This window comes from Amycolatopsis sp. Hca4, from assembly GCF_013364075.1.
Classification (GTDB): Bacteria; Actinomycetota; Actinomycetes; order Mycobacteriales; family Pseudonocardiaceae; genus Amycolatopsis.
On the sequence record NZ_CP054925.1, the window covers coordinates 3,879,830 to 3,901,441 of the forward strand.

Here is a 21,612-nt window from a genome sequence, read left to right on the forward strand (position 1 = left end):
ACCGGATATCGACCGCGGGCAATTCCGGCTCACCGATTACGCTCGGACGCCGAGCACCGCCATCGCCGCGTTGTGGCCCGGGATGCCGCTGACACCACCTCCTCTCACGGCACCCGCACCGCACAACAGGATGCGTTCATGGGCGGTCTCGACGCCCCAGCGACCGGCCTGGGCCGGATCTTCCGCGTACGGCCACGACAGGTCCCGGTGGAAGATGTGCCCCGCCGGCAGGCCCAGCTCGGCTTCCAGGTCCAGCGGGGTTTTCGCTTCCACACAGGGCCTGCCGTCCGGCCCGGTCAGCAGGCACTCCTCGATCGGCTCGGCCAGCACGCTGTTCAGCGAAGCGAGCGTCGCGCGCAACGCCGCTTCCCGGGCTTCTTCGTTGCGTCCCTCGAAAAGGCGGGCCGGCATGTGCAGGCCGAAGAGGGTGAGCGTGTGCGTGCCGGCCGCGCGTTCGGCCGGACCGAGGATCGAAGGGTCCGTCAACGAGTGGCAGTAGATCTCGCACGGCGGCAGCGTGGGGATCCTGCCCGCCGCCGCCTCCCGGTACGCCGTCTCCAGCTGTGCGAAGGTCTCGTTGACGTGGAAGGTGCCCCCGAACGCCTCGGCCGGATCGACGTCCGGGTCACGCAGCCTCGGCAGCCGCGTCAGCACCATGTTCACCTTCAGTTGCGCGCCTTCCGGGCGGTCCGCCGGTTCCTCGCCCAGCAGGCGCGCGAGCGTCGCCGGCGCGACGTTCGCCAGGACGTGCCCGCCCCGGACGGCGAACTCGGCATCGGCGCGCCGGTACCGCACCTCGCCGTCCGGGTCGACCGAGAGCACCTCCGCACCGGTCACCAGGCGCGCGCCCGCCGCGGCTGCCACTGCCGCGAGCGAACGGGTGACCGCGCCCATGCCGCCGACCGGGACGTCCCAGTCGCCGGTGCCGTTGCCGATGACGTGGTAGAGCAGGCACCGGTTCTGGCGCAGGTCCTCGCCGCCCGCCGGGGCGAACGTGCCGATCAGCGCGTCGGTGAGCACCACGCCGCGCACCGTGTCGTCGCGGAACCACGACGTGAGCGCTTCGCCGATCGGCCGCTCGAACAGCAAGGACCACGCTTCCGCGTCGCCGACGCGCGCGCGGAAGTCCACTTCGGACAGCAACGGCTCGGTGAGCGTCCCGAACGCGCGCCCGGCGACGCGCCCGGTGAGCTCGTAGAACCGCTGCCAGGCCGAGAAGTCCGATGTGGACCCGGTGACCGCCCGGAACGACGACGCCGTCCGGACGGCGTCGTCGTTGTCGACAAGGAGACCGGTGCCGCCCGACGGGGTGTAGGACGACATCCGGCGCCGTCGCAGCTCCACGTCGAGGCCGAGGTCGGCCACGATCTTCTTCGGCAGCAGGCTGACCAGGTACGAGTAGCGCGAAAGCCGGACGTCCACGCCCTCGAACGCGCGGAACGAAACGGCGGCGCCACCGGTCTCTTCCCGCTGTTCGAGCACGAGCACCGACCGGCCCGCCCGCGCCAGGTACGCGGCCGCCACCAGGCCGTTGTGCCCACCGCCGACGATCACCACGTCGTAGCTGTCCATCTGCCGCCTTCCTCGGTCGTCCTGCCCTTTTATCGTGACCACGCCGCCGGGCGGAATTCAAGGAAACTGCCGGAATACTCCTTTCGCGGCGGCCGCCGCGAAATACGGTTGCGCGGCGCCGGAGCGGTCCGGCATCCTGGGCGCACCCGGCAGGGAGCCGGTGAGCGAGAACGGGAGGTGCCTGTCGTGATGACTGTCCGGGCCCTTTCGCGCCCTCACCCACCCGCCCCCCGAGGCTGACCACGCGCCCGGTGGGGCATCCCTGATCGAGGAGAAACCCACCAGTGCGCCAGCACGACTTCGAAGACCTTTTCGACGACCAACCCACCCGACGCCGCGAAGCGCGTTCGCGGCGCCGCGGGCGGTTCGAGGAACCCGAACCCACCCGCAGCGGGCGGCTGACCGAAGCCGAGCGCGTCCGGCTCGCCAAGCTGCGCGACGACGCCTACACCGAAAACCAGCTGCCCGACGGCGCCGACCGCTGGTCCACCTGGGACGACGCCGAACACGGCCCGCTACCCCGGCCCGACTGGGTCGTCACCGAGCTCGCCGCGGTCGACACCGACCTCGGCGTCCTCAAAACCGGCAAGGAGGCCGACGTCCACCTGCTGCGGCGCGGGCTGCCCGGCACACCGGGCACACTGCTCGCGGCCAAGCGCTACCGCAGCGACGAGCACAAGCTGTTCCACCGCGACGCGGGCTACCTCGAAGGGCGGCGGATGCGCCGGTCCCGCGAGATGCGGGCGATGGCGCAGCGCAGCGCGTTCGGCCGCAACCTCATCGCCGAACAGTGGGCGGTGGCCGAGTTCGCCGCGCTGAGTCGCCTGTGGACGCTCGGCGCGCCGGTGCCCTACCCGGTGCAGCGCGAGGGGACGGAACTGCTGCTCGAGTTCCTCGGCGAGGACGACGGCACCGCCGCGCCCCGGCTGGCCCAGGTCCGCCCGGACCCCGGCGAGCTGCAGGACCTGTGGTTCCAGGCCACCGCCGCGCTCGAGCTGCTCGCGTCCGAGGGGCTCGCGCACGGCGACCTCTCGGCGTACAACCTGCTGGTGCACCGGGGGCGGCTGATGGTGATCGACCTGCCCCAGGTCGTCGACGTCGTCGCCAACCCGGGCGGCGTCGAGTTCCTGGCGCGGGACGTGCGCAACCTGGCCGGCTGGTTCCACGGCCGCGGCCTCGGCGAGCACGTCACGAACACCGGGGAACTGCTGGCCGAGCTCGTTTCGGCCGCCGGGATCGGCTGATTCCGGGGCGGCGTCGCGGCTGTGGTGCGGAACACGCCTGCGACGCCGCCCACAACCGGTGACCTCGATGCGTAGCCCCGGCCCCACCTCGGGTACAGTGAACACAGACCGCAACCGGCGGCGTGGATGAGTTGGTGTCCGTCGCCTCCAAAGCCACCGAATGGCTCGCGGTAATCCGTAACCCAAGCGGCGCGCGGTGTCGGCAAGCGATGACACGGTGTGCCGGGTCCGTCCCTGTGAACGCCCATCGCACACCATCTTGCCCTGCCTGCGCGCGGGCAGCCCGGGCCTCCCTTGCGACGAACCACGTCCGAGAGGCATTTGTGACAGTCACGTTCAACTCCGGCCACTCCTCGACGTCCGCCCGCGCGGGCCGTCCCGACCACAAGCCGCGCCAGCGGCCTGCGGGCGGCGACATGCTGCGCGACGACGCCGTCGAGACCGTGGCCACCAAGACGTTCGCCCAGCTGGGCCTGCCGGAGCCGCTGCTCCGCGCGCTGGCCGACGCGGGCATCAACCAGCCCTTCCCGATCCAGTCCGCGACCATCCCGGACGCGCTGGCCGGCCGGGACGTGCTCGGCCGCGCCCAGACCGGCTCGGGCAAGACCCTCGCCTTCGGCCTGGCCATGCTGGCCCGGCTGGACGGCGGCAAGGCCCGCCCGAAGCGCCCCCGCGCGCTGATCCTGGTCCCGACCCGCGAGCTGGCCATGCAGGTCGCCGACTCGCTCACCCCGCTGGCCAAGGCGCTCGGCCTGTGGTGCCGCACGGCCGTCGGCGGCATGGCCTTCGCCCGCCAGGCGGACGCGCTGTCCCGCGGCGTCGACCTGCTGATCGCCACCCCCGGCCGGCTGTCGGACCACGTCCGGCAGGGCACCGCGCACCTGGGCGACTGCAACTTCATCGCCCTCGACGAGGCCGACCAGATGGCGGACATGGGCTTCATGCCGCAGGTCCGCGAGATCCTCGACCTCACCCCGCCGGGCGGGCAGCGGCTGCTGTTCTCGGCGACGCTCGACGGTGACGTCAACCGCCTGGTCAAGCAGTACCTGACCGACCCGGTGACGCACTCGGTCGCGCCGTCGACCGCCAGCGTGACGACCATGGACCACCACGTGCTCCAGGTCTCGCACCAGGACAAGCAGGACGTCATCACGCAGATCGGCGCCCGCGACGGCCGCACGATCATGTTCGTGCGCACCAAGCACCACGTCGACCGGCTCACCGAGCGGCTGCGCGAGCAGGGCGTGCACGCGGCGGCGCTGCACGGCGGCAAGACCCAGGGGCAGCGCAACCGCGTCCTCGCCGACTTCAAGGACGGCCTCACCCCGGTGCTGGTCGCCACGGACGTCGCCGCGCGCGGCATCCACGTCGACGACATCTCGCTGGTGCTGCACGTCGACCCGGCGGCCGACCACAAGGACTACCTCCACCGCGCCGGCCGCACGGCCCGCGCCGGGGCGTCCGGTGTGGTCGTCACGCTGGCGACGCACGACCAGCGCCGGATGGTCCGCCGGCTGACCGACCGCGCCGGCGTGCGCGCGGAGTCGACCACGGTCCGCCCGGGCGACGCCGAGCTGTCCCGCATCACCGGCGCCCAGGAGCCCAGCGGCGAGCCGGTCGTCGAGCAGCGGCGCGAGAACCCGCGCCGTGGCGGCGGTGGCTTCCGCGGTGACCGTGGCTTCGGCGGCAGCCGGGGCGGCGAGCGCGGCGGGTCCCACCGCGGCAGCTACGGCGACCGTGACCGCGGTGGCGAGCGTGGCGGCGAGCGCGGTGGTTACCGCGGCGGCGACCGCGAAGGCCGTCCCGGTGGCTTCGGCGGCCGCGGCCGTCAGCCCCGCTCGGGCAACGGCGGTGGCTACGGCCGCCCGAGCCGTGGCCCGCGTCGCGGCTACGACAGCTGAGTTCCTCCTTCGGAAGCCCCGGACCACGCGGTCCGGGGCTTCCGGCGTTTCCACGCCCCGCTTGGCGGAGCCGCCGGGCCCGGATGGGAGACTGCGGGACGTGACTACGCCGCCGACGCTCCCGCCCGAAGAGGTTTTCGACTGGCTCGACGCCGAGGCGGAGAAGCGGGCGAACGCGGGACTCGTGCGGCAGCTGCGGCCGCGTCCCGCGCAGGCCGACGAGCTCGACCTGGCCGGCAACGACTACCTCGGGCTGGCCCGCGACAAGCGGGTCGCCGGCGCTGCCGCGGCCGCCGCGCTGCGCTGGGGCGCCGGGTCGACCGGATCGCGGCTGGTCACCGGATCGACCGAGCTGCACACCGAGCTGGAGCTGGAGCTCGCCCGGTTCTGCGGCGCGCAGGCGGCGCTCGTGTTTTCGTCCGGCTTCGCCGCGAACCTCGGTGCGGTGACGGCGCTGTCGGGGGCCGAGTCGGCGATCGTCACCGACAAGTACATCCACGCATCGCTGATCGAGGGCTGCCGGCTGTCGCGGGCCGACGTCGCCGCGGTCGCGCACTCGACGCCGTCGGCGATCAAGCACGCGCTGGCGACCCGGCGCAAGCCGCGGGCGCTGGTGGTGACCGACTCGGTGTTCTCGGTCGACGGCGACCTCGCTCCCCTGGAGGAGCTGGCCGGGATCTGCCGTTCGCACAGCGCGGCGCTGCTGGTGGACGACGCGCACGGCTTCGGCGTCCTGGGCGAAGGCGGCCGGGGCGCGGTCCACGCGGCCGGGCTGTCGGGCGCGCCCGACGTCGTCACGACGTTGACGCTGTCGAAGTCCCTCGGCGCCCAGGGTGGCGCGGTGGTGGGGCCGCGGCGGGTGATCAAGCACCTGGTGGACACCGCACGCAGCTTCATCTTCGACACCGCGCTGGCGCCCGCGAGTGCCGCGGCCGCGTTGGCCGCGTTGCACGCGTTGAAGGACGAGCCGGGGCTCGCGGAGAAGGTGGTCGAGAACGCGGGCAACCTGGCGATGTCGCTGAAGGCGGCGGGGCTGAAGGCGAGCGTGCCGGACGCCGCCGTGATCTCGGTTCAGGCGCCGTCCGCGGAGACGGCGGTGGCGTGGGCCGCGGCGTGCGTGGAGCAGGGCATCCGGGTGGGGTGCTTCCGGCCGCCGTCGGTGCCGGACGGGATCTCGCGGCTCCGGCTGACCGCGCGGGCCGACCTCACCGAGGCCGATGTGGACCGCGCGGTGAAGGTGATCACCGCGACGGCACCACGGGGCGCCCTCGCCTGAGCCGCACCGCAACGGACGACACACGTACCTGGACGGACGACACGCGTACGCGGAGGGTCGGATTGCGTACCTGGACGGTCGGATCGTGTGATCAGGCGCGGGTCTCGCGTGATTGAAGGCGGAACTCGCGTGATGGGGCGCGTATCACGCGTGATTGCGGGGGCATCAGGGGCGGCGGCGCATTTTGATGTGGGGGATTCCGTCGTCGTCGAGGTACTCGGCGCCTTCGGCTACGAAGCCGTAGCGGGCGTAGAAGCCTTGGACGTAGGTCTGGGCGTCGAGGACGTACTCGCCCGGGATGGTCAGGGCCGCCTCCATCAGGCGGGCCGCCAGGCCCTGGCCGCGGGCGGGCGCGGCCGTTGCCACGCGGCCGATGCGGCGGATGCCGCCCGGGTCGGCCAGGACCCGGAGGTAGGCCAGGACCGAGCCGGCGTCGGAGAACCACAGGTGACGGGTGTCCGGGAGCAGGTCACGGCCGTCGAGCTCCGGGTACGCGGCCTTCTGCTCCACGACGAACACGTCGACGCGCAGGCGGAGGATGTCGTGCAGCTGGGGCGCGGTCAGCTCGGGACCGGTCGCGTCGTGCAGGATCGGCATACCCCTGCCTATCACGCTCAGCCGAGCAGGCGCGGCCGGGCCTGGGCTTCGACGTCGTTCGCGTACGTGGACACGCGCGTGTACACGCCCGGCCGGTTCGCCTTCGCGCAGCCGTCGCCGAAGGAGACGATGCCGATCAGCGTGTCACCGACCACGAGCGGACCGCCCGAATCGCCCTGGCAGGCGTCGACGCCACCCTCGGGGTAGCCCGCGCACACCATGCTCTTCTGGTCGTAGACGCTGTAGTCGGCATGGCACTCGCTGTCCGAGGTGACCGGCACCTGGGCACTGCGCAGGTAGTCGGACCGGGAGCCGCCGTCGGCGACGCGGCCCCAGCCGAGCACGGTGGCTTGGGTGCCCTTCGCGTAGAGCCCCGCGTCACCGCTGTCGGGCAGCTTCGCGGGCCGGTAGTCGAGCTGGCCGCGGACGGTCAGCACGGCGATGTCCGCGCCCTTCGTCGGGTCCGTGTAGCCCTGGGCGACCCAGACCTTCGAGACGCCGAGGACCTGGCCGTCCGTCGTGCGCTTGTCCTCGCGGCCGGCCACGACGCGGATGTCCTGCTTCGCCACCGCTTTCGCGCAGTGCGCCGCCGTCGCGACCGACGTGGAGCTCACGATCACCGCGCCGCAGAACTGGTTTCCGCCCGCGTCGGTCAGGTACACCGCGTACGGGTGGTCCGACAGCGAAGCCTTCTCGCCGCCCACGATCCGGGGCTGGTTGGCCGAGGACTGGTCCGCCGACGCCGTGCCGACCACGACCGGGACGGCGACCGCGGCGACCGCGAGGAGCGCGCCGCTCACGAACAGCAGGGATCGGCGGGACTTCACGGACATGGGTCTTCCCCTTTTCGAGACAGCACGGAACGAGGCGTTCGGCACCCGGACGACTCCGGTGCGTGAACGACGTGCGCTCAATACCCTAGGCCGAGGGGGCCCAAAACGGTGTCACTGGAACGGGTGGTCTCCGTCCGTCGATCGGTTCTGTCAAGCTGGCCGGATGTGGCGGACGGCGGTGGCGTGGGTGGCTCTGGCCCTCACCTTGAGCGCGTGCTCGCCGGAACCACCGCCGGCGTCCCCGCCTGGACCTGCGCCACCTTCGCCGGTGACCAACGCGCCGAGCACGACGGCCGTACCGGAGAAAACGTCGAGCGCTCCGGCGGTCACCTGGCAGGTGGGCGCCCGGCCGCTCCCCCGCCGCCCGGACGGCTTCGGTGAGGTCGAACCGACGCCACCCGAACTGGTGAACCGGGCACTTCCGACAAAAGACCTCTTACCGCCACCCGTCGGCACCGCCTACGCGTCGACGATCAGCGCCGTTCCGGCCGACGTCCTCGCGCGCAGCACCTGGCAGCCCGCCTGCCCGGTCAAGGCGACCGACCTCCGCTACCTGACGATGTCGTTCTGGGGCTTCGACGGCCGCGCGCACACCGGCGAGATGCTGGTGAACACGAGCGCCGCGACGGCCATCACGCAGGTCTTCGGGCAGCTGTTCGCCGCGCGCTTCCCGCTCGAAGAGATGCGCGTGACGGCCCCCGCCGAGCTCACCGCGCCCCCGACCGGCGACGGCAACTCGACCAGCGCGTTCGTCTGCCGCCCGGCGCGCGGGCAGACGACCTGGTCGGTGCACGCCTACGGCCTCGCCGTCGACGTCAACCCGTTCTGCAACCCCTACACCCAGGGCGGCCTGGTGCTGCCCGAGCTGGCCTCGGCGTACGTCGACCGCGCGCGCAGGCGGCCCGGGATGGTGCTGGCCGGCGACGCGACCGTGCGCGCGTTCGCGGCGATCGGGTGGAGCTGGGGCGGGAACTGGCGCAGCCCGACCGACCGGATGCACTTCACCGCGACCGGCCACTGACCACGTAATACGACGTTAAGCACAGCGGGGAACACCCGCTCCGGCGGCGCGGTTGGCTAGGGTGGAACGACCGGAACCGGACCCCGCGGAGGATGCAGTGCCCCACTACGACCTGGTGATCGTCGGGACGGGATCGGGGAACTCCATCCTCGGCCCCGGGTTCGCCGGCCAGAAGACGGCGATCGTCGAGAAGGGCACCTTCGGCGGCACGTGCCTCAACGTGGGCTGCATCCCGACGAAGATGTTCGTGTACGCCGCCGATGTCGCGTACACGCCTTCGCACAGCGCGAAGTACGGCGTCGACGAAGAGCTGAAGGGCGTGCGCTGGCGCGACATCCGCGACCGCATCTTCGGCCGGATCGACCCGATCGCCGAAGGGGGCGCGGAGTACCGCCGCAGCCACGAGGACAACGCGAACGTCGACGTCTACGAAGGCACGGGCCGCTTCACCGGCCACAAGGAGCTGCGCGTCAGCTTCGCCGACGGGCGCCCCGACGAGGTGCTGACCGCGGACAAGTTCGTGCTCGCCGCGGGCGGCCGCCCGGTCATCCCGGAGATCCCCGGCCTGGACGACGTCGGCTACCACACCTCCGACACCGTGATGCGGCTCGACGAGCTGCCCGAGCGGATCGTCATCCTCGGCGGCGGGTACATCGCGGCCGAGTTCGCGCACGTCTTCGCCTCTTTCGGGGTGCAGGTCACGCTGGTCAACCGGTCCGGGCGGCTGCTGCGCTCGGAGGACGAGGACGTCAGCGCCCGCTTCACCGAACTGGCCGCCGAGCGGTTCGACGTCCGCCTCGACCGCAAGACCGTGCGGGCCCGCAAGACGGACACCGGCATCGCGCTGGACCTCGAAGGACCGCAGGGTGCCGAAACCGTCGAGGGCGACGTGCTGCTGATCGCCACCGGCCGGAAGCCGAACTCCGACCTGCTCGACGTCGCCGCCACCGGTGTGACCACAATGGACAGTGGGCACGTCGTGGTCGACGACCACCAGCAGACCGCGGTCGAGGGCATCTACGCCCTCGGCGACCTGTCCTCGCCGCACGAGCTCAAGCACGTCGCGAACCACGAAGCCCGCGTGGTGCAGCACAACCTGCTGCACCCGGACGAGCGGATCACCGCCGACCACCGGTTCGTGCCGCACGCGGTGTTCACGCACCCGCAGGTCGCGTCGGTCGGGCTCACCGAGCAGAAGGCGCGCGAGCTCGGTGTGTCCTATGTGGTCTCGAAGCAGGACTACGCCGGGATCGCCTACGGCTGGGCGATGGAGGACACCACGGGCTTCGCGAAGCTCCTGGCCGACCCGGCGACCGGGCAGCTGCTCGGCGCGCACATCATCGGGCCGCAGGCGTCCTCGGTGATCCAGCCGCTGATCCAGGCGATGAGCTTCGGCCTCGACGCGCGGAGCATGGCGCGCGGGCAGTACTGGATCCACCCGGCGATGCCGGAGCTGGTCGAGAACGCGCTGCTCAACCTGCCCCTCGACTGAGGCACCGCGGGCCGGGACGCACCCGGCCCGCGGCCGCTCACAGGGTGATCGACCAGGTGTCCAGGGTGCCGGTGTCGCCGGGCCCGTAGTCCGTGACGCGCAGCTGCCAGCGGCCGCCGGCCGGCGAGGACGCCGGAACGGTGAACGTCCGGGTGCCGTTCCAGGCCGTGCACGTGCTGCCGCCGCTGTACTTGAGGGGGTACCCGCGGCCGTTCGGGTCCAGCAGCGTGACGCCGAGGTCTTCGGCGCACGTGTGCCGGATCGTCACCGCGACCGTCAGCGGGGTCGCCGCCTGCCCGGTCAGGGCGGAGGTGACCGGACTGAACACCTGCTGGTAGTCGCGGATCGGGTAGTCCGTGTCGTTGGCCAACGTCCGGCCACCGCCGCCGGCCTGGGTGCGCGCGGACACCGCCGGGCTGGCCGGCGAGGTGTGGCCGGCGGCGTCGCGGGCCTTGATCGTGAAGGTGTACGCGGTGTCCGGCGAGAGCCCGGTGACCGTGGCGCCGGTCCCGGCGACGCTCGTGGCGAGCGTGGCGCCGTTGTACACGTCGTACGCGGTGGCGTCGCCGGTCGAAGCGTCCCAGGCGAGTGACACGCTGGTGGCCGTGGTGCCGGTGACCCGCGGGTTGGCGGGCGCGCCCGGCGGGGTCGGGTCGCCGCCGCCGGTCACCAGGGTGAGCTGCCACTTGCCCAGCGCTTCGATGACCGGCTGGAAGAGCGACAGGTCGCCGTCGGAGGGGTTCTGGACGCACTGCGACGGGCCGCCGTCGTGCAGGCCGGTGGCCTTGTCGCCGAGCAGCCAGCCGCCGCCGGAGTCGCCGCCGAGGGAGCACGCCGTCGTCCAGGTCAGGTCGTCGATGACCAGGCCGCCGCCGTAGTCGGCGGACTTGTGCGTGTACTTCACCTCGCCGCACTGCCAGTGCGAGGTGTTGCCGGAGTGGCAGACCCGGTCGCCGACCATCGCCTCGGCCGCGCCGGAGAGCGTGATCGCCGGCTGGCCCCAGGTGTTCACCGACGCCGACAGGGCCCACCCGGCCTCCGTCACCGCGACGACGCCCATGTCGCCTTCGCGGGCGTTGACGCTGTGCGTGCCGCCGACATTGGACGTGCCGATCCGGTTCTGCTGCCCCGAAGCGCCGTAAGCGGCCTGGTCGCGGTCGTTCGTGCAGTGGCCCGCGGTCAGGAAGTGCTTCGCGCCCGCGGAGTCCGTCACCGGGAAGCCGACCGAACAGTTGCTCTCGCTGCCCGGCCACCACGGGTTGCCGGTCTGGATGGTGCCCGACTGCTGCCGCGGCGACGTCGTCGTCTCCGTGATCCGGACCCCCAGCTCCCGCACGCGCGAGAGGAAGCTTTCGGTCGCGGCGGTCTTCTTCGTCCGGTCGACGTCGACGCCGACGTCGTTGGCGCGGACGTCGACGCCCCAGCCGTAGACGCCGGGGACACCGGCCCCGACCACCGCGCGGACGGCCGCGGCGGTGCGGTCGAGCTCGGCCCTGCTCCGGGCCACGACCTGGGCCGCCGCTCCCGCGGCACGAGCCTCGTCGGCCGCTTCGGACGTCGTGACCGCCAGGGTCAGCCGACCGGTCGCGGCGTCGAACCACTCTCCCGCGGCCTGCGCCCGGACCGACGCGGGCAGCGTCGCCGCCAGCCGGTGGGCCCGGTCCTGGGCGGCGAGCTGGTCCCGGGCCTGGCCGTCGGTCAGCCCGAACGCCGCGGCGACCCCCGCCACCTCGGCGTCCGGGTGGCCCGGCGCCGCTTCGGCGGGCGCGACGCCCGGTCCCAGCGCGGCCAGCGCGGCCACGCCCACGGCGGAAACGAATCTGCGCATCGGTTTCTCCTCGGATCGGCGAGTGGAGTGCGCAGAAGGTAAGCCGCCGGACGGCCCGCGGTGCAGATCCGCAAGTCCTTAACAGTTAACTGGCCAGTCCCATTGGAAACCGTAGCGGCCGGGACCGAAGTTCAGCGCGACCCCGTGCACGGCACCGGATTCCGGGACGACGTCGGCGCTTTCGCCGGGCTCGGCGAACCGGTGGCACACCGCCGGAACCGCCTCCGGGGAGAACCGGATTTCGAGCACGTATTCGCGGACCGGGAGCCGGAACTTCCGTTCGTAGTTCGTCGCGACCGGGTGCGGCGCGCGATTCACCAGCGTGTGTTCGGTGATGACCGTTTCCCCGCGCAGCAGCGGCCGGCCGAAGAGCAGCTCCACGACGAGGAGGCCGTCTTCGGGCTTGAGCACGCTGCGGCCCGGGTGGCAGCCCCGCAGGGACCGCAGCTCCGGCAGCGGCCGGTCGTGCTCGTCGAGGTGCAGGATCACCACCCAGCGGTCCGGGCCGTCGGCCTCGGCCCGCAGCACCTGCCGCGACCGGATCTCCAGTTCCTCACGGCCCGGGCCGACCACGACGACGTCGTGCTGGCTGAGCCGGGTCAGCCGCTCGTCCCACCGGGTGTCCACATCGGACACCGCGGCGTCGATGCGCGGCCCGTCCGGCCAGAACCGGCCGATCTCCGCGGGTGCGGACCGGCGCGCCCGCGGCGGCCCGAGCAGCGCGACCAGTGAGCCCGCCGGCACCTCGAGGACGGCTTCGAGCTGCCGCAGCCCGCGGACGGAGTCCCGCCGTTCGGGGCGGCTGCGGCCGGACTGCCAGTAGCTCAGCGTCGCCGTGGTGACCGAGACGCCGCGGGTGCGCAGGTGCTCGCGGAGCCGGTCGAGGCTCAGCCCGCGGGCGCGGATGGCCGCGCGCAGGGCCGCGTCGAACGGGCCCTCGCGCAGCAACGTCCCGAGGTCCGGCACCGGCACGGCCACCCGGTGAGCTTAAGCCGCCGCGCCCCCGCCGAAAGCGTTGACTGTCGAGAATCAGACGAACCGGTGCCGCCCGGCGAGCGCACCGAAGGCCATCTGGACGCCGAGCAGGCCCAGCAGCATGGCCAGCGGCACCGTCCAGCCGCCCGCGAGGTCGTGCAGCAGGCTGAACAGGAACGGCCCGAGCGCGGCGAACAGGTAGCCGAACCCCTGGGCCATCCCGGACAGCCGGGCGGTGTCGGCGCCGGTACGGGCGCGCAGCGCGATCACGGTCAGCGCCAGCGAGAAGTTGCTCATCCCGAGGCCGACGAGGATGCTCCAGAGCAGCGGCGACCACGACGGCGCGAGCATCAGCCCGGCGGTGCCGGCGAGGCCGAACACGCCGAGGGCCAGGATCCACGGGCTTTGCCCGCGCCGCCGGGCCGCCATCGGCGAGACGACGAGGCTGATCGGCACGGCGATCAGCGAGACCAGGCCGAACAGCAGGCCGGCTTGGTCGCGCGGCACGCCCGCGTCCATCAGCACCTGCGGGAACCAGCCCATCGCCGCGTAGGCGTAGAAGGCCTGCAGGCCGAAGAAGCCGGTGACGATCCAGGCCAGCCGGTTGCGCAGCAGCGACCGGCCACCCTCGGCGCCTTCGGCGGGGCGCGGTGTCCGGCCGGTGCCGCGAGCTGCGAAAATCCAGGTCACCAGCGCGACGACGGCGAGGACGGCCCAGCCGCCCAGCGCCGGGCGCCAGCCACCCAGTGCGTCGCCCAGCCGCGGGGTCACCGCCGAGCCGAGGGCGCCGCCGCCCTGCAGCGCGGCGGTGTAGACGCCGGTCAGCATGCCGATGCGCGCCGGGAAGGAGTCCTTGATGACGACCGGGATGAGCACGTTGATCAGGGCGATCCCGGCGGTGGCGACGAGTGTCCCGCCGAGCACCACGGCCGGTCCGTCGAGCACGCGCAGCACGAGCCCGGCGGCCAGGGCGGCCAGCGCGACCGCGATGGCGGCGCCGATCCCGGCCCGGCGCGCGAGCAGCGGCGCGGCCAGCCCGGCACCGGCGAAGCAGAGCGTCGGCAACGTCGTGAGCACCCCGGCCCAGACCACGGACGCACCCAGGTCCGCCCGCATTTCGGCGAGCATCGGGCCGACGCCCGTGATGGCGGGCCGCAGGTTCAGGGCGGTGAGCACCACCGCGACCGCGAGCAACGCCCCGGCCGCGACCACCCCCGGCGTCCGGATTTCGACGGCGCCGTCCAGTTCGGGTTCACGGTGTTCGACGGGCATAGCCGCTACTCTCTCATACGTAGGATGATTGGATGAAGGGATAATCCTGTGCCTCTGGCCACCACGCGCCGGACCGGCCTCGTCGACCAGGTCATCGAGCAGCTGCGGACCGCGGTCACGCAGGGCGAATGGCCGATCGGCGAACGCATCCCGACCGAAGCCGAGCTCGTCGAGCAGCTCGGCGTCGGGCGCAACACCGTCCGCGAAGCCGTGCGCGCGCTCGCGCACACCGGCCTGCTCGAGGTCCGGCAGGGCGACGGCACCTACGTGCGTGCCACGAGCGAGGTGTCCGGCGCGATCCGCCGGCTCTGCGGCTCGGAACTGCGCGAAGTCCTGCAGGTCCGGCGCACGCTGGAGGTCGAGGGCGCGCGGCTCGCGGCCGTCGAGCGGACCGACGAAGAGGTCGCCGAGCTGTGGTCGTTGCTCGCCCGCCGCGAGGCCAACCTGCGCGAAGGCCACTGGCAGGACTTCGCCCGCACGGACGCCGAGTTCCACTGTGCCGTGGTCAGCGCCGGCCACAACCGGCTGCTGACCGAGCTCTACCGCGGGTTGACCGAGGTCATCGCGGCCAGCATCGCGACGACGTCGAGCATCGCCCCGGGCGCCGACCACGCACCGGAGATCGGCCACGAAGGGCTCGCCCAGGCCATCGCCGACCGGGACCCGGAGCGTGCCGCCGCCGAGGCCTGCGGGTTCCTCGACGAGCTGCTGGAACGCGCCGAACGCGCCTGACCTGGGCATTGCCCGCCGATGGCCCCCTAAGGGTGCCATTTCAGGGTTGTCGTGGCACCACCGTGGTGCCACAGTAATGCCATGGACCTGACGCCCTTCGTGGACAGCCTCCGCCGCGAGTTCGCGGTAGCCGCCGAGGCGGCCGGCGAGGACGCTGTCGCCCTGGCCGAACGGCTGGCCTCCCCGCTGGAGTCCGCCATCCGGCTCACCCTGCTCGACGCCCTTTCGACCGCGGCCGACGAGATCACCCGGGACCTCGCTCCCGGCTCCGTCGAAGTCCGCCTTCGCCGCCGCGAAGCCGAGTTCGCGGTTTCGCCGCCCACGGCGCCCGAACCGGCACCCGCCGAAGCACCACCGCCGCCGCCGCCCGAAGCCGACGACGGCGCCGTCTCCCGGATCAACCTGCGGCTGCCCGACCAGCTGAAACAGCGGGTCGAGGAGGCCGCGAGCCGCGAGAAGCTCTCCATCAACGCCTGGCTCGTCCGGGCCGCGAACACCGCACTCGGCGCCGACACGAGCCGTCCCGCGCACCGCCGTTCCGTCTACGGCGAGAAGTACACCGGCTGGGTTCGCTGACCCGCCTGCTCTGACCAGCCAAAACACTCCCGACGCACCCCAGGAGGGCGCAGCCATGCCGTTTTTCGCCACCCCCGAGCCGATCACGGCCACCCTCGACGTCAGCGTGGCCGACGTCCGGATCGTCGCCGGCGACCGCACGGAAACCACCGTCGAGGTCGAGCCGGCCGACCCCGGCGACACCGAGGACGTCAAAGCCGCCGCCAAGACCCGCGTCGAATTCGCCGACGGCGAACTGCTGGTCAAGGGCCCGAAGTACACCACCAGGCTGTGGGGCAAGGGCGGGGCGCTGCACGTGACGGTCGAGCTGCCGGCCGGCTCCCGCGTCAAGGCGACGTCCGCGATGGGCGACTTCCGCGTCACCGGCCGTCTCGGCGACAGCAGGCTCAAGACGTCCGTGGGCGACATCCACCTCGACGAGACCTCGCGGCTGGAAGCGACCACCGCGACCGGTGACGTCTTCGTCGAGCGGGCCACCGGCCACGCCGAGGTCGGCACCGGCTCGGGCGAGCTGCGGATCCGTGAGATCGACGGCACCGCGGTGCTGAAGAACTCCAACGGCGGGACCCGGGTCGGCGAAGTGACCGGCGACCTGCGCGTCAGCACGGCCAGCGGCGACATCCTGGTCGACGTCGCCCACGCCGGCGTCCACGCGAAAACCGCCTCCGGCGACATCCGGCTCGGCGAGGTCATCCGCGACCGGGTCGTCCTCGAAACCGCCGTCGGCGAGATCGAGGTCGGCATCCGCGAGGGCAGCGCCGCCTGGCTCGAGCTCAACTCCCTGACCGGTGCCGTGCGCAACACGCTCACACCGTCCGAAGGACCGGGCGAAACCAGCGACACGGTCGAGGTCAAGGCCCACACCTACACCGGCGACATCGTCATCCGCCGGGCGTGAAACTCCACGAGAACAAGGGGAATTCCATGTCAGACGCCATCGTGGCCGAGGGGCTGGTCAAGAAGTACGGGAAGGTCACCGCGCTCGACGGGATGAGCCTGTCGGTGCCGGAGGGCACGGTGCTGGGGGTGCTCGGACCGAACGGCGCCGGGAAGACCACCACCGTCCAGATCCTCACGACGCTGCAGAAGCCGGACGCGGGCCGCGCGACGGTCGCCGGGTTCGACGTCGTGCAGGACGCGCACGAACTGCGCTCGCACATCGGCGCTTCGGGGCAGTACGCCGCCGTCGACCAGGAGCTGACCGGGGCGGAGAACCTGGAGATGGTCGGCAGGCTGTACCACCTGGGCACCAAGCGGGCCAAGGCCCGCGGCCGGGAGCTGCTCGCCCGGTTCAGCCTGGAGGACGCCGCCGACCGCCCGGTGAAGGGCTACTCCGGCGGCATGCGGCGCCGGCTCGACCTGGCCGGCGCGCTGGTGGCCAACCCGCCGGTGCTGTTCCTCGACGAGCCGACCACCGGGCTCGACCCGCGCGCCCGCACCGAGCTGTGGGACGTCATCACCGAGCTGGTCGCGGGCGGCACCACGCTGCTGCTCACCACGCAGTACCTGGAAGAGGCCGACCGGCTGGCCGACAGCATCGCCGTCGTCGACCACGGCCGGGTGATCGCCCGCGGCACGGCCGACGAGCTCAAGGACCTCGTGGGCGGCGAGCGGATCGAGCTGAGCGTCGGCACCCACGACGACGTCCTCGTGGCCCGTCGCGCGCTGGCCCGGCTGGCCAGCGGGGAGCCGCAGGCCGAGGCGTTCCGGCTCACCGTGCCCGTGACCCACGGCGCGAAAGCGCTTACCGAAGCACTGGCGATCCTGGCCGCGGAAGGCGTCGACGTCCGCGACGTCGGTGTCCGCCGTCCCACCCTCGACGACGTTTTCCTCACTCTGACCGGCCACGAGACGGCCGAACCCGCCGAAATCGCGAAGGAGGCCGTGTGATGAACGCGGTGCAGATGGCCGTCACCGACGGCGTGACGGTGGCCAAGCGCAACTCGATCAAGATCGTCCGGTCGCTGGACCTGCTCGGGTCCATCGTGTTCACGCCGGTGATGTTCGTGCTGCTCTTCGGCTACGTGTTCGGCAGCGTGATCGACATCCCCGGGATGTCCTACCGCGAGTTCATGCTGCCGGGGATCTTCGTCCTTGCGGTGGCGATGGGCAGCATCGTCACCGGCTACGGCCTGACCGACGACCTGCAGAAGGGCATCATCGACCGGTTCCGGTCGCTGCCGATGTCCCCGGCCGCGGTGCTGATCGGCCGCACCACCGCCGACCTGATCCTCAACGTGACGAGCCTGCTCATCATGGGAGTCGTCGGCCTGCTGGTCGGCTGGCGCATCCACACCGGCGTCTTCGAGGCCCTCGGCGGCGTGCTCCTGCTGCTCGCCTTCGCCTACGCGCTGTCGTGGGTGATGGGGACGCTCGGCCTGGCCGTGCGCAAGCCCGAGGTGTTCAACAACGTCTCGAGCGTGGCGATCTTCCCGCTGACGTTCCTGGCCAACACGTTCGTCGACAGCGGCCGCCTGCCCACCCCGCTGCGGGTGATCGCGGACTGGAACCCGGTCTCGGCGATCACCCAGGCGTCCCGGGAGCTGTTCGGCAACACGAGCGCGGCCATGCCGGTGCACGACGCCTGGCCGATGCAGCACGCGATCCTCGCTTCGGTGCTGTGGATCGCGCTGCTGCTGGCGATCTTCGTGCCGCTGTCGGTGCGCTGCTACAAGAAGGCCACCAGCCACTGACTCAGGGCAGCGTGAGGATCTCGCTGCCGTCGGCCGTCACCACGAGGGTGTGCTCGAACTGGGCCGTCCACTTCTTGTCCTTCGTGGTGACGGTCCAGTCGTCGGACCAGATGTCGTAGTCGATGGTGCCCAGGGTGATCATCGGCTCGATCGTGAAGGTCATGCCCTCCTCGATGATCGTGTCGACGGAGGGCTCTTCGTAGTGCAGGACCGTCGGCGGCGTGTGGAACGCCGGGCCGACGCCGTGGCCGGTGAAGTCGCGGACCACGCCGTAGCCGAAGCGCTTGGCGTAGGACTCGATCACCCGGCCGATGACGTTGAGCTGACGGCCCGGCCGGACCGCCTTGATCGCCCGCATGGTCGCCTCGCGGGTGCGCTCCACCAGCAGGCGGACCTCCTCGGAGACGTCGCCGGCCAGGAAGGTCGCGTTCGTGTCGCCGTGGACGCCGCCGATGAAGGCGGTGACGTCGATGTTGCAGATGTCACCGTCCTCGATCACCGTCGAGTCCGGGATGCCGTGGCAGATCACCTCGTTGAGCGACGTGCAGCACGACTTCGGGAACCGGCGGTAACCCAGCGTCGAGGGGTAGGCGTGGTGGTCGAGCAGGAACTCGTGCACCACCTTGTCGATGTCGTCCGTGGTGGCGCCCGGCTTGACGGCCTTGCCGCCTTCCTCCAGTGCCTGCGCCGCGATGCGGCCGGCGACCCGCATCTTCTCGATCACCTCGGGCGTGCGCACGCCGTTGCCGGTGTCCCGCTTCGGCGCCGGCTTGTCCACGTACTCGGGACGGGCGATGGAACTGGGGACGTCACGGCGCGGCGTCTGGACGCCGGGAACGAGCGGGGCACGAACGGACATGCCTCCACCTTACGACGGTCCGCTCAGCCGATCCCCGCCAGGAACCGGTGCGCGGCCTGCACCGCCGGTTTGGACGACCCGGCGTCGGTCAGCAGGACGGCGAACGCCAGGTCACCGCGGTAGCCGACGAACCAGCCGTGCGAGCGGGAGCCGTCGCCGAACTGGGCGGTGCCGGTCTTGCCCGCGACGTCGGGGATGTCCCGCAGCCCGGTCGCGGTGCCGCTGGTGACGACCTCCCGCATCATCCCGCGCAGCGCGTCGAGGACCTCCTGCGACGGCGGGTCACCGACGTTCTTCGTCGTCGCCGGCATGCCCTTGACGATCGACGGCGACGGCACCTTCCCGGCCTGCACGGTGGCCGCGACCAGCGCCATCCCGAACGGGCTGGTCAGCACCGTGCCCTGGCCGAAGCCGTTTTCCGCCCGCTGGACGGCGGAGTCGCTGGCCGGGACGTCCCCGGTGACCGTGGTCAGGCCCGGGACGACGAAGTCGGCGCCGAGGCCGAACGAGCGGGCGGTGTCGGTGAGCGCCGACCCCGGCAGGCCGGCGGCGAGCCGGGCGAACGTCGTGTTGCAGGACCGCGCGAACGCCGTCTTCAGCGGCACCCGGCCCAGGTCGAAGCGGCCTTCGTTCGGGACGACGCGGTTTTCGATCGTGGTCGAGCCCGGGCAGTCGACCGGGCTGTCCGCCTCGGTGTCACCCGTGGCCAGCGCGGCCGCGGCCGTGACGATCTTGAACGTCGAGCCCGGCGGGTAGCGGCCGGACAGCGCCAGCGAGCCCTCTTCGTCGGCGGCGTCGTTCTGGGCGACCGCGAGGATGTCCCCGCTCGAGGGCTGGATCGCGACCAGGGCGGCGGAGTACGGCTCGGTTTCGAGGGCCTTCTCGGCGGCGGCCTGGACCTTCGCGCTCAGCGTGCTGGTGACGGCGGGCGCGGGCCGCGGCGGCTCGGCCTTGAGCTCGGCCGCCTCGCCGCCGGTGACGTCGCGGGTGACGATCCGCCAGCCCGCCGCCCCGGCCAGCTGCTGCTCGACCAGGGCGCGGATGCCCGGCAGGACCTGCTGCCCGGACCCGCGCGTCACCGGGAGCAGCCGCTCCTGGCTGGCGAAGCGGACGCCGGGCAGGTCGTAGATCACCGGCTTGACCCGCTGGTAGTCCCCGGCGCGCAGGGTGATCACCGGGTAGGCGTCGCCGGGCTTGGTCTTGTTCATCCCGTCCAGCACGGACCGGCCGGTGACCGACGGCTCGTACCGGTGCAGGGCCTTGGCCAGCGTCCCCGCGACGGCGCTCACGTCCCCCGTCTTCTGCGGGTCGACGACCACCCCGATCACGGTCTGCGGGCGCATCAGCGCCACCCCGTCGCGGTCGAGGACCGGCGCCGTCTCGGGCAGCTGCGGCAGCAGGCCGAGGGTCTGGCCGACGGCCAGCTGCGGGTGCACGACCGTCGGCTGCCAGTGCACCTGCCAGCCGGTTTCGGCCGCCCGCAGCTGGGCGTCGGCGCGGTAGGACCAGGTGCGGCCGTGCTGGAGGTGCCAGGTGAGCCGGTAGCCGGCGGTCACGACGTCGCCGTCCGGCTGCTTCACCTCTTCGTCGTCGACCTCGAGGGCCTCGGGGTCGAGCACGCCGCGGACCTGGCTCAGCACGGTCTTCGCGGCGTCGGGCGAATCGGTGTTCGCCGCCGCGGTGGCGACGTCCCCGGACGCGACGGCGTCCAGGAAGGCCGAGAGGGCGTCCTCGGGACCGTCGCCCGAGCACCCGGCCGTGGTCGCGGCGACGAGCAGCAGCAGCGCCGCGAGAGCACGGTGTCGACGTGCACTCATGGCCGGATGATGCCTGGTCACAGCGGTGCGGCGGCTTCGCAACACCGCCACGGAAGAGTGGTTAGAACAGCACCGTCGCGTACTGGCCGACCTGCTGGAACCCGATCTTGCGGTAAGCGGCGAGGGCGGGGGTGTTGAAGGCGTTGACGTACAGGCTCGCCGTGCGGCCCAGTCCGCGGACGAGCCGGTTCACGACCGCGGCGGTGCCGGCGGTGCCGAGCCCGTCGCCGCGGCGGTCCGGGTGCACCCAGACGCCCTGGATCTGCCCGACGGTGGCCGACATGGCGCCGATCTCGGCCTTGAAGACGACTTCGCCGTCCTCGAAGCGGGCGAACGCGCGGCCGGCCCCGATCAGCTCGGTGACCCGGGCCCGGTAGCTGGCGCCGCCGTCACCGCTGCGCGGGTCGACGCCGACCTCCTCGATGAACATCGAGACGGCCGCGGGCAGGTACCGCTCGAGCTCGTCCGGCCGGACCGGCCGCACCAGCGGATCGGCGTCGACGAGCGGTGTGCTGTCCAGGGCCATCAGCGGCTGGTCGTCGCGGACCTCGCGAGCCGGGCCCCACTCCCCTTCGAGCTCGTCCCACAGGCCGAGGACCTGCTCGGCCGGGCCGACCAGCGACGAGCAGGTGCGCTGGCGCCGCAGCGCGCGGTCGGCGAAGGAACGCAACGCGGGCGCGTTGCCGCGCAGCGGGATGAGGTTCGGCCCGGAGAAGCACAGCCCTTGGAGCCGTCCGGCCCGGACCGGACGGCTGTCGGCGGCCCAGAGCTCACCACCGAGCCGCCACGGGTCGAGGCCCGCAGCCTCGACCCGCGCGCTGACCATGCAGCTGCCCACGGGATCCGCGGCCAGAGCGGCACGGACCGCCGGATAGTCCCGATCATCGAGCAGCCGTGCACCTGCAAGCCGCAACACGGGCTCCA

At 72.4% G+C, this 21,612-nt stretch carries 19 protein-coding genes; 10 read left to right on the plus strand and 9 right to left on the minus strand.

All coding sequences use genetic code 11. The features are described 5' to 3' along the window. Positions 1–36: 36 nt before the first annotated feature. The gene (locus HUT10_RS16750; protein WP_176172065.1) at positions 37–1,572 is read right to left on the minus strand and encodes an NAD(P)/FAD-dependent oxidoreductase; all 1,536 of its coding nucleotides are present in this window, start codon (positions 1,570–1,572) and stop codon (positions 37–39) included. A 284-nt stretch (positions 1,573–1,856) separates the two neighbouring features. Here HUT10_RS16750 and HUT10_RS16755 point away from each other — a divergent pair, with 284 nt between their 5' ends. The 3 genes from HUT10_RS16755 (at position 1,857) to HUT10_RS16765 (ending at position 5,993) form a co-directional block, all read left to right on the plus strand. Then, positions 1,857–2,816, plus strand: coding sequence for a serine protein kinase RIO (locus tag HUT10_RS16755; protein WP_176172066.1), 960 nt, complete (start codon positions 1,857–1,859; stop codon positions 2,814–2,816). Between the two features lie 323 nt (positions 2,817–3,139). Further along, a complete protein-coding gene (locus HUT10_RS16760) occupies positions 3,140–4,717 on the plus strand; it encodes a DEAD/DEAH box helicase (RefSeq protein ID WP_176172067.1) in 1,578 nt (525 codons plus the stop codon). A 100-nt stretch (positions 4,718–4,817) separates the two neighbouring features. Continuing rightward, positions 4,818–5,993: an 8-amino-7-oxononanoate synthase gene (locus HUT10_RS16765; protein ID WP_176172068.1), complete on the plus strand. Its 1,176-nt coding sequence runs from the start codon at positions 4,818–4,820 to the stop codon at positions 5,991–5,993. A 165-nt stretch (positions 5,994–6,158) separates the two neighbouring features. On the opposite strand, the gene HUT10_RS16770 is transcribed toward HUT10_RS16765, so the two are convergent. Both HUT10_RS16770 and HUT10_RS16775 read right to left on the minus strand, forming a co-directional pair. Further along, complete coding sequence (locus tag HUT10_RS16770) at positions 6,159–6,590, minus strand: GNAT family N-acetyltransferase (protein WP_176172069.1); 432 nt, start codon at positions 6,588–6,590, stop codon at positions 6,159–6,161. Between the two features lie 17 nt (positions 6,591–6,607). Beyond that, positions 6,608–7,423, minus strand: coding sequence for a trypsin-like serine protease (locus HUT10_RS16775; RefSeq protein WP_176172070.1), 816 nt, complete (start codon positions 7,421–7,423; stop codon positions 6,608–6,610). A gap of 268 nt (positions 7,424–7,691) precedes the next feature. On the opposite strand from HUT10_RS16775, the gene HUT10_RS16780 reads away from it, so the two are divergent. Both HUT10_RS16780 and HUT10_RS16785 read left to right on the plus strand, forming a co-directional pair. Further along, positions 7,692–8,444: a M15 family metallopeptidase gene (locus HUT10_RS16780; protein WP_368660760.1), complete on the plus strand. Its 753-nt coding sequence runs from the start codon at positions 7,692–7,694 to the stop codon at positions 8,442–8,444. 97 nt (positions 8,445–8,541) lie between these two features. Further along, positions 8,542–9,936: a mycothione reductase gene (locus HUT10_RS16785; RefSeq protein WP_176172071.1), complete on the plus strand. Its 1,395-nt coding sequence runs from the start codon at positions 8,542–8,544 to the stop codon at positions 9,934–9,936. Between the two features lie 37 nt (positions 9,937–9,973). Here HUT10_RS16785 and HUT10_RS16790 read toward each other — a convergent pair whose 3' ends face one another. From HUT10_RS16790 to HUT10_RS16800, 3 genes are all read right to left on the minus strand, one after another. Next, positions 9,974–11,764 carry a proprotein convertase P-domain-containing protein gene (locus HUT10_RS16790; protein WP_176172072.1) on the minus strand — a complete coding sequence of 597 codons (1,791 nt, stop codon included), beginning with the start codon at positions 11,762–11,764 and terminating at the stop codon, positions 9,974–9,976. A 78-nt stretch (positions 11,765–11,842) separates the two neighbouring features. After that, positions 11,843–12,742: an XRE family transcriptional regulator gene (locus HUT10_RS16795; protein WP_176172073.1), complete on the minus strand. Its 900-nt coding sequence runs from the start codon at positions 12,740–12,742 to the stop codon at positions 11,843–11,845. A 51-nt stretch (positions 12,743–12,793) separates the two neighbouring features. Further along, complete coding sequence (locus HUT10_RS16800) at positions 12,794–14,011, minus strand: MFS transporter (RefSeq protein ID WP_176172074.1); 1,218 nt, start codon at positions 14,009–14,011, stop codon at positions 12,794–12,796. Between the two features lie 48 nt (positions 14,012–14,059). Here HUT10_RS16800 and HUT10_RS16805 point away from each other — a divergent pair, with 48 nt between their 5' ends. The 5 genes from HUT10_RS16805 (at position 14,060) to HUT10_RS16825 (ending at position 18,012) form a co-directional block, all read left to right on the plus strand. Further along, entirely contained in the window at positions 14,060–14,743 is a 684-nt protein-coding gene (locus HUT10_RS16805; RefSeq protein WP_176172075.1) for a FadR/GntR family transcriptional regulator, read from the plus strand. Between the two features lie 81 nt (positions 14,744–14,824). Continuing rightward, positions 14,825–15,319 carry a hypothetical protein gene (locus HUT10_RS16810; RefSeq protein ID WP_176172076.1) on the plus strand — a complete coding sequence of 165 codons (495 nt, stop codon included), beginning with the start codon at positions 14,825–14,827 and terminating at the stop codon, positions 15,317–15,319. Between the two features lie 55 nt (positions 15,320–15,374). Beyond that, positions 15,375–16,217, plus strand: a complete 843-nt coding sequence (locus tag HUT10_RS16815) for a DUF4097 family beta strand repeat-containing protein (protein WP_176172077.1) — start codon at positions 15,375–15,377, stop codon at positions 16,215–16,217. A 26-nt stretch (positions 16,218–16,243) separates the two neighbouring features. Continuing rightward, positions 16,244–17,209 (plus strand): ATP-binding cassette domain-containing protein, encoded by a 966-nt coding sequence (locus HUT10_RS16820; RefSeq protein WP_176172078.1) that lies wholly within the window; start codon positions 16,244–16,246, stop codon positions 17,207–17,209. Next, positions 17,209–18,012, plus strand: a complete 804-nt coding sequence (locus HUT10_RS16825; protein ID WP_176172079.1) for an ABC transporter permease — start codon at positions 17,209–17,211, stop codon at positions 18,010–18,012. The genes HUT10_RS16820 and HUT10_RS16825 overlap by 1 nt, the downstream gene beginning before the upstream one ends. 1 nt (position 18,013) lies before the next feature. On the opposite strand, the gene map is transcribed toward HUT10_RS16825, so the two are convergent. The 3 genes from map to HUT10_RS16840 all read right to left on the minus strand — a co-directional run bounded on the left by map (position 18,014) and on the right by HUT10_RS16840 (position 21,604). Then, the gene (map, locus tag HUT10_RS16830) at positions 18,014–18,871 is read right to left on the minus strand and encodes a type I methionyl aminopeptidase (protein ID WP_176172080.1); all 858 of its coding nucleotides are present in this window, start codon (positions 18,869–18,871) and stop codon (positions 18,014–18,016) included. A gap of 23 nt (positions 18,872–18,894) precedes the next feature. Next, the gene (locus HUT10_RS16835; RefSeq protein ID WP_217709618.1) at positions 18,895–20,688 is read right to left on the minus strand and encodes a penicillin-binding transpeptidase domain-containing protein; all 1,794 of its coding nucleotides are present in this window, start codon (positions 20,686–20,688) and stop codon (positions 18,895–18,897) included. Between the two features lie 61 nt (positions 20,689–20,749). Then, the gene (locus tag HUT10_RS16840; protein WP_176172081.1) at positions 20,750–21,604 is read right to left on the minus strand and encodes a GNAT family N-acetyltransferase; all 855 of its coding nucleotides are present in this window, start codon (positions 21,602–21,604) and stop codon (positions 20,750–20,752) included. Between the last annotated feature and the right edge of the window lie 8 nt (positions 21,605–21,612).

Excerpts from the sequence above, each read along its gene's own strand:
- HUT10_RS16750 (WP_176172065.1), bottom strand. The coding sequence starts at position 1,572 with ATGGACAGCTACGACGTGGTGATCGTCGGCGGTGGGCACAACGGCCTG.
- HUT10_RS16770 (WP_176172069.1), bottom strand. The coding sequence starts at position 6,590 with ATGCCGATCCTGCACGACGCGACCGGTCCCGAGCTGACCGCGCCCCAG.
- HUT10_RS16775 (WP_176172070.1), bottom strand. The coding sequence starts at position 7,423 with ATGTCCGTGAAGTCCCGCCGATCCCTGCTGTTCGTGAGCGGCGCGCTC.
- HUT10_RS16790 (WP_176172072.1), bottom strand. The coding sequence starts at position 11,764 with ATGCGCAGATTCGTTTCCGCCGTGGGCGTGGCCGCGCTGGCCGCGCTG.
- HUT10_RS16800 (WP_176172074.1), bottom strand. The coding sequence starts at position 14,011 with ATGCCCGTCGAACACCGTGAACCCGAACTGGACGGCGCCGTCGAAATC.
- HUT10_RS16810 (WP_176172076.1), top strand. The coding sequence starts at position 14,825 with ATGGACCTGACGCCCTTCGTGGACAGCCTCCGCCGCGAGTTCGCGGTA.
- HUT10_RS16815 (WP_176172077.1), top strand. The coding sequence starts at position 15,375 with ATGCCGTTTTTCGCCACCCCCGAGCCGATCACGGCCACCCTCGACGTC.
- HUT10_RS16820 (WP_176172078.1), top strand. The coding sequence starts at position 16,244 with ATGTCAGACGCCATCGTGGCCGAGGGGCTGGTCAAGAAGTACGGGAAG.
- HUT10_RS16825 (WP_176172079.1), top strand. The coding sequence starts at position 17,209 with ATGAACGCGGTGCAGATGGCCGTCACCGACGGCGTGACGGTGGCCAAG.
- map (WP_176172080.1), bottom strand. The coding sequence starts at position 18,871 with ATGTCCGTTCGTGCCCCGCTCGTTCCCGGCGTCCAGACGCCGCGCCGT.
- HUT10_RS16835 (WP_217709618.1), bottom strand. The coding sequence starts at position 20,688 with ATGAGTGCACGTCGACACCGTGCTCTCGCGGCGCTGCTGCTGCTCGTC.